Origin of the sequence: Desulfosporosinus sp. I2, from assembly GCF_000960765.1 — a bacterium.
In the GTDB taxonomy this organism is placed as follows: Bacteria; Bacillota; Desulfitobacteriia; order Desulfitobacteriales; family Desulfitobacteriaceae; genus Desulfosporosinus.
On record NZ_JYNH01000036.1, the window covers coordinates 1 to 17787 of the forward strand.

At 39.8% G+C, this 17787-nt stretch carries 16 protein-coding genes and 1 tRNA gene; 5 read left to right on the plus strand and 12 right to left on the minus strand.

Annotated features, from left to right (window positions below; genetic code table 11):
• From UF75_RS10435 to UF75_RS10465, 7 genes are all read right to left on the minus strand, one after another.
• A partial coding sequence (locus UF75_RS10435) for a glucoamylase family protein (RefSeq protein ID WP_052693147.1) occupies positions 1–5582 on the minus strand: 5582 nt, incomplete at its 3' end.
• Between the two features lie 240 nt (positions 5583–5822).
• A complete protein-coding gene (locus tag UF75_RS29990; protein WP_348983045.1) occupies positions 5823–7823 on the minus strand; it encodes a DNA translocase FtsK in 2001 nt (666 codons plus the stop codon).
• A gap of 2 nt (positions 7824–7825) precedes the next feature.
• Positions 7826–8239 carry a hypothetical protein gene (locus UF75_RS29995; RefSeq protein WP_045574548.1) on the minus strand — a complete coding sequence of 138 codons (414 nt, stop codon included), beginning with the start codon at positions 8237–8239 and terminating at the stop codon, positions 7826–7828.
• 110 nt (positions 8240–8349) lie between these two features.
• Positions 8350–9309, minus strand: a complete 960-nt coding sequence (locus tag UF75_RS10450; protein WP_045574549.1) for a metal-dependent hydrolase — start codon at positions 9307–9309, stop codon at positions 8350–8352.
• Positions 9310–9509: 200 nt separating this feature from the next.
• Complete coding sequence (locus UF75_RS10455) at positions 9510–10397, minus strand: BON domain-containing protein (protein ID WP_045574550.1); 888 nt, start codon at positions 10395–10397, stop codon at positions 9510–9512.
• Positions 10398–10488: 91 nt separating this feature from the next.
• The gene (locus tag UF75_RS10460) at positions 10489–11496 is read right to left on the minus strand and encodes a potassium channel protein (RefSeq protein ID WP_045574551.1); all 1008 of its coding nucleotides are present in this window, start codon (positions 11494–11496) and stop codon (positions 10489–10491) included.
• An 86-nt stretch (positions 11497–11582) separates the two neighbouring features.
• On the minus strand, positions 11583–12413 hold the full coding sequence (locus tag UF75_RS10465; protein ID WP_045574552.1) for a PHP domain-containing protein: 831 nt from the start codon (positions 12411–12413) through the stop codon (positions 11583–11585).
• Positions 12414–12669: 256 nt separating this feature from the next.
• Here UF75_RS10465 and UF75_RS10470 point away from each other — a divergent pair.
• From UF75_RS10470 to UF75_RS10480, 3 genes are all read left to right on the plus strand, one after another.
• Positions 12670–12743: transfer RNA gene (locus UF75_RS10470), tRNA-Trp, on the plus strand.
• 209 nt (positions 12744–12952) lie between these two features.
• Entirely contained in the window at positions 12953–13735 is a 783-nt protein-coding gene (locus UF75_RS10475; RefSeq protein ID WP_045574553.1) for a hypothetical protein, read from the plus strand.
• Positions 13736–13747: 12 nt separating this feature from the next.
• Positions 13748–14035: a hypothetical protein gene (locus UF75_RS10480; RefSeq protein ID WP_045574554.1), complete on the plus strand. Its 288-nt coding sequence runs from the start codon at positions 13748–13750 to the stop codon at positions 14033–14035.
• A 265-nt stretch (positions 14036–14300) separates the two neighbouring features.
• Here the strand turns inward: UF75_RS10480 and UF75_RS10485 are convergent, their stop codons facing one another.
• Complete coding sequence (locus tag UF75_RS10485) at positions 14301–14516, minus strand: helix-turn-helix domain-containing protein (RefSeq protein WP_045574555.1); 216 nt, start codon at positions 14514–14516, stop codon at positions 14301–14303.
• 269 nt (positions 14517–14785) lie between these two features.
• Positions 14786–15319 carry a hypothetical protein gene (locus UF75_RS10490; protein WP_156146371.1) on the minus strand — a complete coding sequence of 178 codons (534 nt, stop codon included), beginning with the start codon at positions 15317–15319 and terminating at the stop codon, positions 14786–14788.
• Positions 15320–15344: 25 nt separating this feature from the next.
• Between UF75_RS10490 and UF75_RS10495 the strand changes: the two genes are divergently transcribed.
• Positions 15345–15545: a hypothetical protein gene (locus UF75_RS10495; RefSeq protein WP_045574557.1), complete on the plus strand. Its 201-nt coding sequence runs from the start codon at positions 15345–15347 to the stop codon at positions 15543–15545.
• A gap of 71 nt (positions 15546–15616) precedes the next feature.
• The gene (locus UF75_RS10500) at positions 15617–16054 is read left to right on the plus strand and encodes a hypothetical protein (RefSeq protein WP_045574558.1); all 438 of its coding nucleotides are present in this window, start codon (positions 15617–15619) and stop codon (positions 16052–16054) included.
• A gap of 66 nt (positions 16055–16120) precedes the next feature.
• Here the strand turns inward: UF75_RS10500 and UF75_RS10505 are convergent, their stop codons facing one another.
• The 3 genes from UF75_RS10505 to UF75_RS10515 form a co-directional block, all read right to left on the minus strand.
• Positions 16121–16567: a hypothetical protein gene (locus UF75_RS10505; RefSeq protein ID WP_045574559.1), complete on the minus strand. Its 447-nt coding sequence runs from the start codon at positions 16565–16567 to the stop codon at positions 16121–16123.
• 270 nt (positions 16568–16837) lie between these two features.
• Positions 16838–17236: a hypothetical protein gene (locus UF75_RS10510; RefSeq protein ID WP_045574560.1), complete on the minus strand. Its 399-nt coding sequence runs from the start codon at positions 17234–17236 to the stop codon at positions 16838–16840.
• Between the two features lie 179 nt (positions 17237–17415).
• Complete coding sequence (locus tag UF75_RS10515) at positions 17416–17772, minus strand: YtxH domain-containing protein (RefSeq protein WP_045574561.1); 357 nt, start codon at positions 17770–17772, stop codon at positions 17416–17418.
• Positions 17773–17787 lie beyond the last annotated feature (15 nt).

The window sequence follows — 17787 nt, forward strand, 5'->3', positions numbered from 1 at the left end:
GTCATATTTAAATGGCGTAGTTCCATTTTACTGTGGGTCCAAGCTAGCTCAAACGCACGATTCACGGAGAGGGGATTTCGGTACTTTTCGGCAATGCGAATTATGTCCTGACGGCTCTCTGCATATCCGACCGAAAATGAAACCCTTGCTGTCTGGCCAGGACCTATTCTTACTCTCTGACGCAAGCTCATCATCGGATCCAAAACCGCTCCTACCGTATTGGACAAAGGGTGATTAGCATCCAATGCTTGAGGGTTCTTAAGGTCTCTTCCCCGTCCAATAAAACGCGCACGGTCTGTTTCGTATTGAAGGGATCCGACCTTTTCTCCTTCCGTCGCGACCGTATGCATCAGCCATAAACTAGCTTGATTTTCACTTCGTGGTCTTCTTGATGCTAGTAATGAATCGTGCAGATATTCAGTCTCAATAAAAAGATTACCAAACGCAGGATGTGCCAAATCTTCGCTAGGCCTTGCCAAAACCACCTCAAAATAGCTCGTAACTTCAACGATTCTTTCATATTTGCTGTGATTTGTCAGTGAGATTCGTCGCATTTCTGCTTGATCTTCAGGGGAAACAACGATTTCCGTATGGGTTGTAATGTTACCATCCTTGCGGCAGAACTCGACCTGATCAGGTGCATAGGTCACCTTGTATTCTTCGCCAGAATTTCGGCAAGGTTGATAAGCCGCAGACCATACCTCACCCGAATTTAAGTTTTGAACATAGAAAAACATTCCCCAAGCATCCCGAGTAACATCCTCTCTCCAACGAGAAAGACAAATATTATTGTATCGACTAAAACCTGCCCCGGAATTTGTCATCATCACAGAATACTGACCATTCGAAATACAGTGAGTGATAGGAATCGGACTATTGACCGTTTCTAAGAGTATAAACTGATTTTTTTCCAAATCAGGTCCTGTTGTTTCACGATTCCTCAGAGTATGTTCATTTTCTGGTTGTGGAATTATGAGAGCAGATTCCGGAATACATTCTTGCAATAAAAGCTCTGTCGCTTGAATCAAAGCTTGATTATGCAGGCGTTGCTGCATGACACTTTCATGCAACACATTGTCGAGTGATAATAAACTCATGCCTTGATGATGGGCCATAAAACTCTGGACTAACTTAAAAGAACGCCCAACTGGAACCCGTTCACTCGTATAATCAATCGCCTCATACAGACCATAGCGTCCGCCAAAACCTTTATGATCCATATCGGTAATATTCAACAAAGCTTCACGCGGTGCAACCATCAATGCCAAAAAACTTGCATAAGGCGCGATGACAAGATCCTGAATCAATCCTCGTTTTAGACCCAAGCCCGGAACTCCGAAGGCTTTATATTGGTAATTAAGTTGAGGATCAAAGGCATGAAATCCCGACTCTGAAATACCCCAGGGAATATTATGCTTCATGCCATACTTCCTTTGTACAGCCACAACAGAATGATAAGTTTCATCCAGTAATGTCCCCTCATAATTTTGCATGACCAACAATGGCATTAAGAATTCAAACATGGTCCCGCTCCAGGAAACTAAACTTCGTTCCCCTAAGGCCACGGTTAATGAACGGCCCAACTTGAACCAATGACTATGCGGAACATCCCCTTTAGCTATGGCAAGGAAGCTGGCTTGACGGGCCTCTGAGGCCAATAAATCGTAATAAGATTTATCAAGCATACTTTCCGAAATCCGATACCCGATTGAAAAGAGTTGACGAGTCTCGTCATACAAAGGCTTAAAGTCTGTCGCAACGATAATTGCCTCAAGCCGCCGTTGAAGTTGCTCTGACCTTTGAGCATAGTCCTGAATCGTTCGGAGTACGCGTTGGATCGTTTCTTTTCCTTCTTGAGAAACTATATTTTCGTTTAGAATACTTTTATAATAATTGGCTAGTTCAGTTCTAGTTGAATTCTCTAATGACAGTTCGTTCAGATTTGTTAAAGTCCCAAAATCAATATTAGCAAGGCTACTTGGGTAGATTGCTTCCGTCTCTTGACGAAAGGTGCGAACCATTGAATCCATTCGTATTGCCCAATATTCACTCTCTTTGGGTAACTCTTTTGAAAATAGCTCTGGCCACAAAGATAGTAGGTTCCTCCAATTAGGTAGACTCCACCCCTCATTGGTGACTAGATAATTAAGCGCCTTCTCAAAGGCCTCAAGTTCAGGATAAACTTCCTTATTTAAATCTTCAATTAATAAATCAAACGTATCCTTTAGACCACTGACGAAACTTGGATCTATCAAGGGTTTTTCTAAGATGTCCATAAGTCCTGATTTTAAGGTTAAAAGATAGAGCACAAAATTTCCACTATCAACCGTAGAAACATAACGAGGCTCTAAAGGCACTAGACTTTGAGTGCTATACCAATTGTATAAATGCCCTTGCCAGTACTCTAAGCTCTCAATTGTATCAAACGTATGCTCAATATTCTCCAGCACCTTGCTTAACGGGATGTAGCCAAAATCCCTAGCGGCTAAATTGCCTAACAAAGCGAGCCCAATATTAGTAGGTGAGGTTCGATGGGCAACCCCATTGGGTGGGTCAATTTGAACATTGTCCGGTGGGAGCCAGTGATCCTCACAACAAACATACTCTTCAAAAAAAGCCCAAATTTTTCTACTCCACCGACGTAACTCAAGTTTTTCAAAAGCCGTGAGTTTATCCTTCTTATGCTGGATTGGAAGACTGACCTTAAAGGCAATCCAAAGGGATAGAATCCAAATTACCCCAACTGGAATAAAGCGTCCAAACTTTGTAGGAAAATTTGAAGCAATGGTTACACCGGCAAATATAACAAAGAGCAAAACCTGCCACATTGATGAAAGGACCGTTCTACTGTTGACTTCTAAGCGTTTCTCAGTATCAGCAGCTGTTTCCCATTCTAACAAATATTTATGCGAAACAAATTGTCGATACAGGCTGCGAGTAATGGCATCTAACAAGATATAGGCTTGATACGGAAGAAATACAAACTGTAGTAAAAGCTGAGTTAGCATGGTTATGATATCATGACTCATATTTCCTCTTTCAGCGGGTTTGAGTAAAAGCCGACTGAAAATGTAAAAAACCATTGGCCAAATTAAGCTTAAAGAAATTAGGCCTACCCAAACTAAAGGATCACCAGAAAAAACAGTGAACCCAAAGATAAGCAAAAATAACTGCACTGGAGCTTCAATACTTCTCCGCAAATTATCGAAAATCTTCCAACGCGAAACAAACGGAATGGGCTTGAACAACCATGGGAGTAGTTGCCAATCCCCTCTGACCCAGCGATGTTGACGACGAAGATATGAAAAGTAATTGGCTGGATATCCATCGACTAATTCTATATCTGTCACGAGCCCAGTTCTGGCATACAATCCCTCAATCAAATCATGGCTGAGAATGGTATTCTCCGGAAAGGCCTTATTCGTCACCTGATGGAACACCTGAACATCATAGATTCCTTTGCCAGTATAAATTCCTTCCCCAAACAAATCTTGATAAACGTCCGAGACAGCCGTAGTGTATGGATCAATTCCTACTCTACCCGAAAAAATCCGAGAGAATTTTGAAGCACCTGCACACAAAATAGAAACTCCCACGCGCGGTTGCAGAATTCCATAGCCTTTAACCACCCTTGTTCCATCCTCACTGAGGATAGGCGCGTGCAAAGGATGAGCAATTGTGCCAATTAATCGTTTAGCCGTGCCACGCGGTAATTGGGTATCCGCATCTAAAGTAATGACATAACGAAAGGTTGGCAGAACTGATAGATCACCAATTTGAATATAGTAACTCGTTTCCCCCTCCTGACGCAAGAGACAGTTAAACTCAGCAAGTTTTCCTCGTTTTCTCTCCCATCCCATCCACACGACTTCAGTGTGATTAAAAATTCTCTTTCGATGAAAGAAGAAGAATCTACTTGAATCATATTTTTTGTTTAAACTTTGGATTCCTGCCGTTGCCGAAGTGATAATTTCAGTGTCCCCTAAAACGTTTTCTGATTGTGCATCCGCAAAGTCACCCAGTAACGCAAAATATAAATTGTCATCTCGGTTAGCAAGATAATAGACTTCAATTTGACTGATAAGTTCATTAACCCTATCAATACTAGTCAGAAGGGTTGGAACAGCGACTATGGTTCGTAATGGATCGGGAATCCCTTCTCTCAACTCCAATTTAGGCAAAAAGGTTGGCTGAAAAACATTTGAAGCAACCCAATTCAAAAATGGAATCATCAAACTACTAGCCCAAATTATAACTCCTAACCACACGACAACAGAAATTAAAGAAAATGGATGACTCTGCAGAGTATATGAAATAGTCAGAACGCTAAGCGTTGCAATCCCAATCAGCAAGCTACCAAAGTAGTAATGAACGGGCTTTCTTTGAATGGCTCGACGAATCTCACTCCAAATATTCCGTGGTTTTCTAAAGTCTTGTTCTAATTCAAGTTCGAGAGTTTCTCTTCCTGCCCCCATTAGATAATACCCTACATGCGAGGATATTATATCCCCTGACTGATGTGCCTTTTGCGCTCCTGATAGTACCTTGCGAGCAACAACTAGTTCAGAAACTTTAAAGCGTCTAGCGATTTTTTCTACCTGATGGCGATAGGTGTCTCTAGATTGAAAATCCAGTTCGCCATAAACCCTACTGGGATCCTTTTGAAAAACCCGCTCCACTAAGCTGACCTCTTCAAAAAAGCGAGGCCAATCTTCCGCAGTCATAAAATGTATACTTAAAATTGCATGACCCATTGACACCTGATACATCGTCTGTCGTTGACGCTCAAGTTTGGCTAACTCTTCGATTGTTGTATCTTGCTTAGCAACTACCCGGTCGACCCAGTGCAAAAGTGGAGCAACATCTACTCCAAGATCACGAATACGTTTTAGGATCTGTTCTGCATACGCTGAGGAATAATCCTCTTGAGGATCTAGGGATTGCAACAATTCTTCCCACTCTGCCGGAAGATGTTCTGATTCCAAAAGAGGTAAGACCCATCGATCCGCAGCTTCTCTTTCCCCTTGGGTAAACAGGATCAGTTCCGTTAACCTTCGAATGTTTTCCAGAAGAATGATCCTCAACATAATAGGAATCGACCATAATTCTCCGCTCGATAAAGGTACTTGAACCTGATAAGCGTTGATAAACCCTTTGAGGGTGTCAATTCGCAATTGACTATCCGTATGCTCAATGAGTTCAACTAATAAACCGTAAATTCGAGGATATCCTTGAAAATCCCCACTGGAAATTCTCGGTAATTGACGCTCAAATTTATTGGGTAGACTGCTTTGAATCTCTTCTCTCAGGTCTTTTAGACTATAATAATTATCAAGTAACCAATCTGTGGCAGGTACAACATCTTGAGTTCGTGCTGAGTATTCCGTGATTTCTCGATAAGCCTGCTCTAAGAACTTCATATTTTGTTTAACCCTAGGCAATAAGGTTCGTTTTTGGAAGCTGGATCCTTGGTTGGCATTGAGTCGAGCAATCTCCTCAGCGTGACTAAGTAAATCGTCCCAATTTAAAACAATATCTTTATAGGGTTTATCCTTCGTCATGGATCGCGTAAAAAACTTCATTCTTCGTCTCCGTCTATTTTTTTACATCATTTATGCATTATTCCCATTTCCCCTCACTTAATTCATAATGCAGTAACACCCCAAGCTCGAGGCGCGAAGTTCGAGGTTCGAAGTTCGAAGGTTAAATATAAATATCAAAAAACACTCTAACCAATTCATCATGGTTAGAGTGTAATGTGAACTCGATGTTCGATGTTCGAGGCTCGAAAGTTAAATCGTTTCTCGCCTCGCGCATCTCTATCATCCAAACCGTTCATTAAATTCTTCTAAGGTTAAGAGTACTTGACGTGGCTTACTTCCTTCGTACCCTCCGACGACGCCTTGTTCCTCAAGCATATCCATGAGCCGCGCTGCTCTTGTATAGCCTAATTTCAAACGCCGCTGGAGAAAGGATACCGACGCCATACCTGTGCGAATAAAAAGCTGTCCTGCATCGATAAATACTGCATCATCAGGACCATGACTGTCTTCACTTTTAGAGGTTGTTTCTTCGAAAAGCCGCTCAGGATCCAGATACTCTGGTTTTCCCAAACCTTTCCAATGCCTAATCACTCGTTGTACTTCGTCATCCGTAACTAAACAGCCTTGTACCCTCAGCGCTTTATTTACACCCAGTGGCGAATAAAGCATGTCTCCTCGTCCGAGAAGTTTCTCAGCGCCAGTTGCGTCAAGGATCGTACGAGAATCGATTTGAGACGAAACAGCAAAGGAAATTCGGCTGGGAATATTAGCTTTAATCACTCCAGTAATAACATCGACAGAAGGGCGTTGCGTCGCAATGACCAAATGAATTCCAGCGGCCCGAGCCATTTGTGCTAAACGGCAAATAGCTTCTTCAACTTCACCAGGGGCAACCATCATTAAATCAGCTAACTCATCAATGATCACCACAATCAATGGCAAGGCAGGGGTATGTCTGATAGTTTCTCCTTTTACCTGATTATATCGTTCGATATCACGAACACCCGCAGCAGCAAAAAGTTCATACCTATTCTCCATCTCTTTAACAATCCATCTTAATGCGCTGGCGGCTTTCTTAGGATCGGTGACAACCGGAGCCAAAAGATGAGGAATACCATTATATTGACTAAGTTCCACCATTTTCGGATCAACCAGTAGGAACTTCACCTCGTCGGGAGTCGCATTATAGAGAATAGAATTGATAATGGTGGTAATGCATACACTTTTCCCTGCCCCGGTCGCTCCTGCGACAAGCAGATGCGGCATTTTTACGAGATCCGCAATGATCGGTTGATCCGCGATATCTTTACCTAAAGCAACTTTTAGCTTGGAAGGATATTGTTTAAAACTCGCTGTCTCTAGCACCTCACGAAAGGGGACGGCACGCGCCTGTTTATTGGGGACTTCAATCCCGATAGCCGCTTTACCGGGAATCGGTGCCTCAATACGAACATCCCGAGCAGCAAGCCCTAACGCAATATCATCTGAGAGATTAACAATTTTACTAATTTTCACACCAGGTGCAGGTGCTAATTCATAACGAGTGATAACGGGGCCTCGCGTTACCCTAATCACTTTGGCCTTCACTCCAAAATCCAGGAGAACCTTCTCAAGCTGTTTAGGGGTTTCCAAATCTTGAATGATTTCGCGCTGGATCATAGAATCCAATAAATTAACATCGGGGAACTTCCAGTGATCGATCCTCTCGACTTTCTCTTCATCCTTCAGAGCTTCAGTACCCTTATCTTTATTGATTATTACCTGCTCAACTAGCTGAGCTACCTGCCCAGCATAAGCAGGATTTATAACTGTCTCGATTTCTAACTGTTCTTTAATTAAGTCAGTAACCAATGGAGGTTCATCTAACTGAATTGAGGATTCGGCACTTTGGGGCATCTGCTCCATCTCATCGAACGCCTGATTCACTTCCCCTAAGTTCTCCTCATCGTCCATAAATTCTTCTTGTTCTAAAGTTTCTTCAACTGTTTTATATCGAGAGAGAAATTCTGTTTGCTCTCTTTGAGACTTAAAAATCGTTGAAAGATCCGACTGTTTCTCAATAGGTTCATTTCCCAATCCCTTTGCAACATAACCGTGTTGGGTTGATCGTCCCGACCGTTCCTCTAGGTCTACTTCCTCGATATAATCATCAAGCCCTTTTAAGCTTTTCATTTTAGAGGGTCCCTTCGGGAAAATTGACTCACCTGTTCCAAAATATGAAGGGAAGTCCTTGCCGAATTCCTCCATTTCCTCTGCTTTCTGGGGATCTACGTCCTTCATTTCTACCCATTCAGGGATGAAAAATATTGATTAAACCCCTTTAAACTGACTAATTTCCCCGCTGGCAAATCGATACCCTTAGTTTGTTGAGCTTGAGCAGATTTTTGACCCACACTCTGAATCATTCTATGTTTGGACTCTTTCGAACTTCCTGCTATAGAAATTTTTTCTTTGAAAGGGTTAGACCCTCCGGAAGTTGATGTCTCTGAAAAAATCCAGAGCAGGATTGCCGCGACAAAACAAATCAAAGGGCCTGCCCAAGTAAAACTTCCCATCAGGATTGTAAATAAGGAATGCACTTGTTTTCCAATCGCAAAACCAAAAGCACCTAGTAAACCTGCGATTGAAACCATAAGTAGTATGGCACTTAATACTTTAAGCCAAAAAGCATATGTAATTTTCTTCTTTTTCGACACACTTATCCACCTCCACGCTTCTTATTCATTATGGTAGATGAGCTATAAGAATGTCAAAAGTTTTTTTTTACAAAAAACCCCTAACCGGCTAAGGTAATAGGGGTTTGGAATTAATAACCTAATAAGACACCCTCTTGATTTGGTAAAGGGTTAAATATCTCTTGCGAAATTTCACCTTCCGCATTCAAGAAGACGTGCCCAGTATAAATAAAGCCACCTTTGGACCAATATCGCAAGTCTAAAAATTCGACCTTACATTCTGTGTTACTTGAGTGATCAATAACATGATAATAAGGTGTGAATTGATTAAATATTTCAGCTAGATTCCCTTCAAGAGCATTGGAAACTAACGGGTTATCCCCATCGAATTTTGGTAAGACTCGACAGATCGAAGGAACCTTATTGCGGATAATGCCAAAACGAACATTATCTCCTTTAAAAAGAATAAAGTTCCAAGTAAAAGGATGATACATTGCAGGTAGGACTTTAACCTGATTAAAATCATTCAAACGATATATCTCCATTAAACTTTTACGTGTTTTCAGTCTTCCGAAGTGGCGGTAACCAAGGTATATTCCACTCAACGTAAACGCAGCCAAAGATGAGATTGACGCATAGTACGGGGCCTTTAGAGAAATGAATAAAGACACAAGCAAAGAACACAGGACGATGGGATCTGTCAACATAATCATGTCTAGGGTAATTTTTTTACGGGAAAAAGGCCAGAATAGCTCTGCTCCATAAGAATTTAATAAATCCATGACGCTATGAGACACCGTCCCAGCAAGTGTCCAAAAGAAAACAGTCGCCCATGAGCTAGTTGGAAAAACGAGATACAGAACTGTGCTTAGCCCTAGCGCCATAGCACTTAATGCAATTAGAGAATGACTAGCACCACGATGTTTCAATAAATAATTCAAACGACCTTTTACATGAGTAATAATATCTAGATCGGGCAGCATAGCCCCTAAGGTACACCCTAGAATAATGGGATCATTCAGTTGGATTGTGTGGCCGGAAAGAGTACTTAGCGCAATTCCTATTAAGCCGTGTGTTATTGGATCCAGGATTGACCACCTCCTATTGAATTACATCCCTTAAATTCTTTACAACAAATCTTATTATATCACGTGAAGTCTCCAATAGACTATTTATTTACTTTCCTATTTTATCCATATATTCTAGCTTGCTTTTTATAACTTTTGTAAAGGAGAAGACCAAAAACCTAGTTTTGACGATAGGTTTTTGGTCTTAAAAGTTGACGTTTGCCTTACTTAGTAGAATGTGCAGCTACTTTGATTGAATTATTAACATTGTGGATTTCAGGGATATATTGAACTAGTTTTTCAGCCCATTCCCGATCTTCTTCAGAGTACACTTCTCCAGTCAGAAAAGCAATTCCATCTTTAACAAAAGCACGAATTTGTCCAGAGTTTAAGCGATGTTGACCAAGCTTGGAGACTAACTGCTCGGTTAACCATAAATCATCTCCTTGGGAACGATGTCGAGTAAATATCTCACTGACCACAGCTTTTACTCCAGGGACTTGATAGGCCGTTTCGACCGCCCATTCCATGACATCCTGAGTGTCAACAAGACCCGTTAGTGTAATGAGACCCATCCGAGCTTTAGTCTTAATCTCATGAGCATTGACCCATGGAGAAGCAACTAAAGCATTTTCGACACGATTAACTAAAGTCGCATCATCGACAGCCTTCTCCAAAAACTGAATCTCACTGCGTATTTCTTTGACTCCACGAACTTGGGAGGCTAAGCGTTTCGCTAATCTCTCTGTACTTTGGGTCTCTACATGTCCAAGCAAAGTGGCAATTCCTCGACTTACTCGACAACCCAAGTGTTTTATCTCCGTGTAGTTTGACCCCTGAAAACGCTCATTGATGCCCCGTTCAATGTCTTTATCCTTGATAGTTCCGTCATTAGCGACCGTTAGCGAATTATCTAATTCTTTAACCCCATCAATTCGACCTACTCTACTTCCAAAAAAATCTTTTTCGACGAGGCTATCCACCATTCCCCAAAGTGTGACTCGGTCTCCTTTGACCTTAACCTGGATCCCTAAAGCACTGTCTCTAAAATGAGTATGAATAAGCTTTTCGATTTCCCGAAGGACGTCTTGTTCAGAACGTAAATTTCCCATAAATCTCCCTCCACTCAGAAAACTGTTACTACTCGCATAGAGGGTATTTTATCCCAAGACTTCCTCTTTTAATCTAAGACCCTTATGATTATCAAACTTCGCAATGTGTGAGGTTTGCAGCAAGTTTTTCTAAACGATGTAATTGATCTCTCAACCCTAATACTATTAACAGATCTCCCTGAAATATTGCTTCGCTAGCATCAGGATTACTGATCACCTGATTGTCCCGTAAGATCGCGAGAACCATGGCCCCGGTTTGCTGCTTAATTCTACTCGTTAATAATGTTTCCCCAACCAAACATGAGCCTTGATCAATTTTCAGTTCCACCATTTCCATTTCAATATTATGATCATGAATCACGGTCTCTAAATATTCCACACTAATAGGTTTCAGGATCGACATCGCCATTCTCCATCCGCCCAAAGTTGCCGGAGAAATCACTTTGTCCGCTCCAGCACGCAATAACTTTTTTTCAGATTCAGGCTGATCCATCCGAGCTACCACCTGAATATTGGGATTTAGCCCTTTGGCTGTTAAGGTGACAAAAACATTTAATGAATCCTCAGGGAGAGCAGAGATTAGTCCCTTCGCTTTCATAATAGAGGCCTTATTCAAGGTTTCATCATAGGTAGCATCACTATGAATCACTAAAAAACCTTCCGCTATTAGCTGGTTAGCAAGGTCCTCCTGTTGTTCTATGACAACACATGCGGCACCCTCTTTACGTAGGCGGTAAATGACTTGTCTGCCTACACGTCCTGCGCCGCAGACAATGACATGATCTTGAAGTTGTTCGATCTTCTTATTCATTTTTCTTCTCCAATACACGCCGGCCAATTGACCTTCAATCAGAAAGGCCATCATAAGTCCAGCAAAATAGAGCATGACTCCGACTCCACTCAGCATCAGGAATGTCAAAAAGGCATGTCCTGCAGCGGTTTGAGGTTCAATATCTCCGAAGCCTACCGTCGTGACTGTCTGAACTGTAAGATAAATAGCTTTAGCTAACGTGAGGTGTTCCGTTAATATGAGTCCGACTGTCCCGACAACCAAAGTAATGAGTAAAGCAATAAAAGCTAGCAAAACACTCCTAGCCAACAATTCGCTCCTTTCTGTCTGGTCCAACGTTAATTAAACATGAGCGAATTACTTCACTCGATGTTTGAGGTGATTCTGGCATTTGGCTAAATTTCTAAGTAAGATCTTAATTGGAGGACACTATCATAAGGGACATCCATTTGACCCAATTTTACAAACCCCGAAGGTCCATGATAATCGCTGCCGCCAGTTGCCAAGATGGCAAATTTATCGGCAACTTCTGCATAGTATTGAATAAGAGCTGCTTGTCTTTCCCAATAGCCGTAATACACTTCAAGACCAATTTGACGATAGGCTAAAAGTGAAAACACTATCTGGGGATCCCAGAGTAGTCCAGGATGGGCGACAACAGGAAGTCCGCCGCATGCAAAAATAAGGTCAACAGCATCCTCGAACGTATGGTTTAGATAAGGTAAATGGGCCACTCCCCCAGGACGAAAATGAGCTGCAATCTCTCGCCAATTTTTATTCTGACTGCTACCACTTTCCTGATGATAAATGGCTCTCATGATATGCCCCTTAGTAACAGCCCCATTTGCTCCGACTTCGTTCTCCACATCTTTCCACGTTAGGGAAATACCGCCACTCTTTAAGCACTCAACCATATCATGGGCTAAAGCAGTGCGTTGGGTTCGAATCTCTTGCAATCGCGCCTGTAAGAGTGGATGATTAACATTTTTGAAATAACCTAAGAGATGGACTTCGTGACCCTGGTAACTGGTTAACAATTCAACACCCGGAATAATCTTAATATCTAATTCTTCCGCAAGAAGTTCAGCCTTATTAATTGCTTGAGTACTTTCATGGTCCGTAATTGCTAAGGTTTGAACATTGTTGGTATGGGCAAGGTTAATAACCTCTTCTATCGAAAGCAAGCCATCAGATTCATGCGTATGAATGTGTAAATCTGACCTCAAAAACACCCCTCCCTTATTTGCATCTTACCATTTTTTCTAGACTCAAGCCAAAGACTCGCCCAAACTCCCACAGAAGGTCAAAGATTAATTTAACTATAGTATGCCTATTCTTGTTTTTCCTTAAAAATCCTGCCTGCTTGTTTCATAATTAAAGGCAATAAATCTTCAAGATCTTTAAATTCCATAATATATAATTCCATAATATATTGACACATCCCTTTTTATCCGATATAATTCATTTCGTTGCAAAAATTATAGGGGATTAGTTTAATGGTAGAACAACGGTCTCCAAAACCGTCAGTGGGAGTTCGACTCTCTCATCCCCTGCCAAACAAAAAATGAGACACCGCAAGTGATTGCGGTGTTTTTTATTTTGCCCTTTAAGTTGTTTAATGCTCGTTTGGGGACTATTTGGGGACTAATGATAAAACAAGCTACTATATAATAGGATAAATTACTATAAAGCAAACGGAAATCAAGGAGGTTGTTTTCACTATTTGTCGAATAGTACATAGGGTTATATTGATGGAGGTAAGAAGTTGAAGAATATTCTTGAATTACTAAAGGTTATTTTCTTTATATCAGTTCCTGCTTTGTTAGCTTATTTAAGTTCTAATAATAGCATTTTAGACCAATGGAAAACCCAAAAATATCTGGGTGACAATTTCAACATTGAGCTATTTAAACAATATTTACTTATCATAGGTACTATAATAACTAGTGGATACTTAAGTATAAGTAACGCATTGAATATAAGAAAGAATTCCGTCTTACTATCTCAAAGGGCTGCCCTAATTAACGAATGGAAAATATCAACATTATATTATTTAGAAAGTATTATCATCGATGAACATACAAGTTCTATTAAATTTAAAATATGGAGAGAGCGAAGAGGTATCATTTATAGAATTTCAAAAAAATTCTATAATGCTATTGGGAAAAATCGTAAGATAGTGTTTTACGAAAGACAAATAGAAGGTTTAACTGATATGGATAATACCAGTATGTATTATGAGGTTGCACCGAACATTCAAGGTGTAGTAGGTCTATGTTATAATGAGAAAGAAATACAGTACGAAGAGGACTTTTCATTATCTTTGGATGCTCATCATTTAAATCCTTTTCAACTAAGTAGAGCACGTCAAATTAAATTTTGCCTTTGTTCGCCGATATTTAATACAAACAATGAAATTGTCACAATTATTTCTTTCGAGAGCATACACTGTATTAATATAAACACAAACTTTGAAAACCAACTTGCGAATGCAATAACAAACTTCTGTCAAACACTCTATCAAAATTGTCCTGAACTTTTTAAATAAGGGGGTTTCAAAATGGCCAAATCTATAAAGGCTTCTTCCTGCAAAGCTGCGTCTGGCCGAAAAGAATATCTTTCTAGCATTGCAGGTAATGTTTTATCTCAAAAAACTAATGCCTACGGGATATCGAGTAACTCAAAAAAGGCTAGTTTATCAATAAAGGTTTCTCAAACTATGAGTGCAACATCTGCATCAAAAGTATTAAGTGACGGTAGATTTGGAGCAGAAAGCAAATCCATTGCTGGTTCTGTTTTAGCTCAGACAAAAAAGAGATGCAGCACAAAGAAGAAAAAAAGAAAATAATCAAAGACCTTTGATTTAGAGGTCTTTTTTGTAAATACCCTGACCAGTTTAAGCACTTAATTATTTCATACCTTACTTGCTCAGTAAGTGGAAACATGTCTCTAAAAAATATACAAGCCCTTCTTTTCGGAGAAGGGCTTGTATATTTTTTTAAGGTTTAAGCTCTCTTATGTGTAATCATACAATATAACATTACGTTTTGTGCAAAGTGTTAGATATTGTTCCTTTGCTTACCCCATTATTGCACCAAGAAGCCGGTGCTATCTCACTCTTCTTCTGTTGATTCGGTACTTTTTTCCGTTTGCTCTGTTCGATGTTTAATAAATTCCTCCAACTGTGCATCCGACACACGCCACTCCGATTTAGGTGCATCAGAAAGCTTAAAACCGCGCAAACGTCCAGATCTCAACCAATCCATTATCGTTCTCGGCTTTACATGGAATAGTTCAGCAAGCTCTTGAACCGTATACATGCGTTCCATTTATAAACCCTCCTAAGCTTAAACATCAAATAATATTGATTAACTACATAGTAACATAAATGCATATAAACTGCAACAAACGTATATACTTTAATGTAATACTATGGTAAAATAGATTAAATCTAAGTTCCGATAATATAATCGTATCGGAAGTCAGGAAGTTGAGGAGGAGTATCATGGAAATGAGCTTATCTTTAATGAAGGATAGGAACATTAGTGTTAGACATGATGTCTCTATCGATATGTCTTGAAGGTAGATTCTTTCTTAATTAGGTAGGAGGGTTTAAGGTTCTTACTATTATTGTAGGGACCTTTTTATGTGTAAGACATGTTTCCCCTAATTTCGCAAGGGAGTTGTGAGATGATAAGGTAATACTTGTTGGAGATGCAGTTATCAAGTTGTTCACATCAAGTAATTGCGTAGTTTCTGTATATACATCCTTTTTTCCATTTGGATCACGAATTGTAATAACTAAACAAAATTCTTGCTCTAAATCCTTTTTCTCTGTGATAGCTAATTCTTCAATATATTTACGGTATACACCTTCAATTTTGAGGTACCACTTCTTTGGTGATTCAAGGTGGTTTTCCTTATTAGCTACGGTAGCTTGAGAAAGGTCTACCGCATATTTTTTGTTTGGATAGTATTTATCACCATATTGTATGAGAGTTTTTTCACTAAGATGAAATTCATGATTTAAAGACGGTTTTCTTCTTGTATACATGCTTGAGGCTAATAGGTTTTGACCACCATCTCGACCAATGGGATTTTTTATAGTTGGTTTCGTAGTATCTCTAGCCACTTTGACCGATGGGAGCCAAAAGAGCATGACGAGGTTCGTAACCTTTTTAGACAAGCAAACATACTATAAATCAGATGCAATGACAGGCAGTTATTCACTTCCAAAAATGGGAGTATGGCAGGCTCTCCCCTTTAATAAACGACTTGGGCTGGTCGCTTTCCTCTTAATCTCCGTCCAAATTTTTCGATATTTGGTTTTTAAGTACCTTTTAGAAATTCTCTTATAGTTGAGAGTAATTAATGCGCGAAGCTCTCGACTCTGGTTAGAAACCAAAAATCATAAAAAGGAGAGATTAGAATGGCCTATTCAAAAGAATATGCTGCTAAACTTATTTTTACTTTGGATTCGGTGAGAAAAACACAACGAGCACAAAGAAATATTTATGATTCCGGTATTGTAAGTCCCAATCAAAATACACTGGCATCAAGCTTGTCTGCAGTGGCTAGCGTTTTGAGTCTTGTTTTTATCCTTGGCACACCAGCTACTTTGGCAGCAGGGGTTACGTCTCTTGTATCCGGTATGATTCCAGATGAAAAAAGTGTACTGCAATCGCTGGTGTATGCAGGATATTGGAATTTAGGATATATCGAAGACTTTCTAGTTGATAATCCGGGATACGATATGATAGAAGTAAATCTTCCCTTTATTGAATATACAACAGTAGGAGTTCGATTTATCACAGGTAAAGGTGTGGTAACACGAATTCATTCAGGTAGCGGATGGATTATTATGTAATAGTCCCCTTAGCTAAAGAAGCGACCGTTTTCCTCCTTAAGAGGAAAACGGTCGCTTCTTGTATACTCATTTAAACAAGCCTCGAATTACTATTGGATCAAACTCATTAGTTATTTTATATGATTTAGTCGTATTCTTTTTTGAATTATATTCAAATATATTTACATAGTCATTATCGTAGAGTGTTATTCCAAACTTTCTATTCTCGTTAGTCTTTAAGGTTATCCAGTACGACTCCGTATAATTAATATTTGAAAAACTTGCTTCTCTCATTTTTGTCCGAGAAAAAGCATTCATTATTAATTCAATTTGACTGGGATCTGTTACAGTTATTCTATTCTCATTTATAGCATCAGTTTTTCTAATTATTTCAATTGAGCTTACTTCCATCACGTTCAAATGGTCCAATACGACCTCTTTGAATGTAGTGTTTTTTGTAGACATATAAATAATTACTAAACCAACCACTATAGCAAAAATTATTGCCGCAACAATCTTATAACGTTTTTTCATAGAAGCCTCCTTTAATCATTTAATCTTTATAGCGCATTTTGTATAGCTATCTATATCTATATCTATATTCAGGGAGAGGCCTTCAATATAACGGTATGCTTGTACGTATGTGTTGGGAACCTCTACATCTTTTTTTCGTGATGTTAACGATAGTACTTGATATCGAAAAGAAGAGGCCTGCTATTGAATAGCTCAGAATCACTCTGTCTGAAATATTGACTAGATTGAAAGTTTTCAACGTTGCCATAACCATAAATAAAGCTCCTATAATCATTTTATCAAGACCAATAGAACTGTAAGGGTTATTCCTTCGCGAAAATGATACTTCCGTTTTTCCACCGGACTCTCTGGAATCTCCTGAAAAAACCCCTTTTTAACCATCATGGCAATATACGGTCGCGTTAGAGCAGGTTCTGTACAAGAGAGACGCGTTTCAGGTACAACGGAAATCAGTTTCCCCTTTGTAAAGTGATGTACCCGATGTTCTATTCTTAGTGGTGGAGGATCAGATGAAGGCAAAACAAAATGATAATCTTCAAGATACGTTTCCTCATTGATGATAAAGGATGTGGGTCTAAAAATAATCATATTGGCATCTGAATGTGACTCGGTTTTTGCCATAATCTCCGATGGAATTTGATCAACAAAGTTTTTAAATGCCTCTACCATCCATCTTTAACCTCCCTTTACCCAGTGGATCATGGGTTTCATCCAAATTAAGCTCGAGAGCGATGGCAAAAGGCTATGTCTGTGACCCTGCCCTTGTGGCAGGCGAATACTTTTACCCCTTGAAACAATTCAGAGGAAAAGTTATACTAATACTCTTGATGCCCTTTAAAAGTATCGTTTTAGGTTATGTCTGACGCTTCCTCTTTGGTGTCATTGGCAAGATTTATAGGAATATCGCCGCTTTTTTTATTCCTTAAGGAATCTTGAATAAATGTTTGAAGATCTTCAGCTAATATCTTCCCTTTTTCCACTAGATCTGTACCTTGTTGTTTTAATGCTCCTACATGTTGAGTTGTAACGTCCTCGACACGTTCTAGAGCGTTGTCAGCCTTATTACCAATACCTTGACGTAAATCCTTCCCGCACTTAGGAGCTAATAAAAGGCCTACCACTGCCCCGGCTACGCCTCCAACAAGAGCAGCAACTACAATGGTGCCAAGTTCCATATTCTTATCTGCTTTATGTATTCTTAGCATAAATCATTTCTCCTT

Coding starts and splice junctions, on each gene's coding strand:
- UF75_RS29990 (WP_348983045.1), bottom strand. CDS start 7,823: ATGAAGGACGTAGATCCCCAGAAAGCAGAGGAAATGGAGGAATTCGGC.
- UF75_RS10480 (WP_045574554.1), top strand. CDS start 13,748: ATGGCCAAATCTATAAAGGCTTCTTCCTGCAAAGCTGCGTCTGGCCGA.
- UF75_RS10510 (WP_045574560.1), bottom strand. CDS start 17,236: ATGGTAGAGGCATTTAAAAACTTTGTTGATCAAATTCCATCGGAGATT.
- UF75_RS10495 (WP_045574557.1), top strand. CDS start 15,345: ATGACGAGGTTCGTAACCTTTTTAGACAAGCAAACATACTATAAATCA.
- UF75_RS10455 (WP_045574550.1), bottom strand. CDS start 10,397: ATGGGAAATTTACGTTCTGAACAAGACGTCCTTCGGGAAATCGAAAAG.
- UF75_RS10505 (WP_045574559.1), bottom strand. CDS start 16,567: ATGAAAAAACGTTATAAGATTGTTGCGGCAATAATTTTTGCTATAGTG.
- UF75_RS10485 (WP_045574555.1), bottom strand. CDS start 14,516: ATGGAACGCATGTATACGGTTCAAGAGCTTGCTGAACTATTCCATGTA.
- UF75_RS10500 (WP_045574558.1), top strand. CDS start 15,617: ATGGCCTATTCAAAAGAATATGCTGCTAAACTTATTTTTACTTTGGAT.
- UF75_RS10515 (WP_045574561.1), bottom strand. CDS start 17,772: ATGCTAAGAATACATAAAGCAGATAAGAATATGGAACTTGGCACCATT.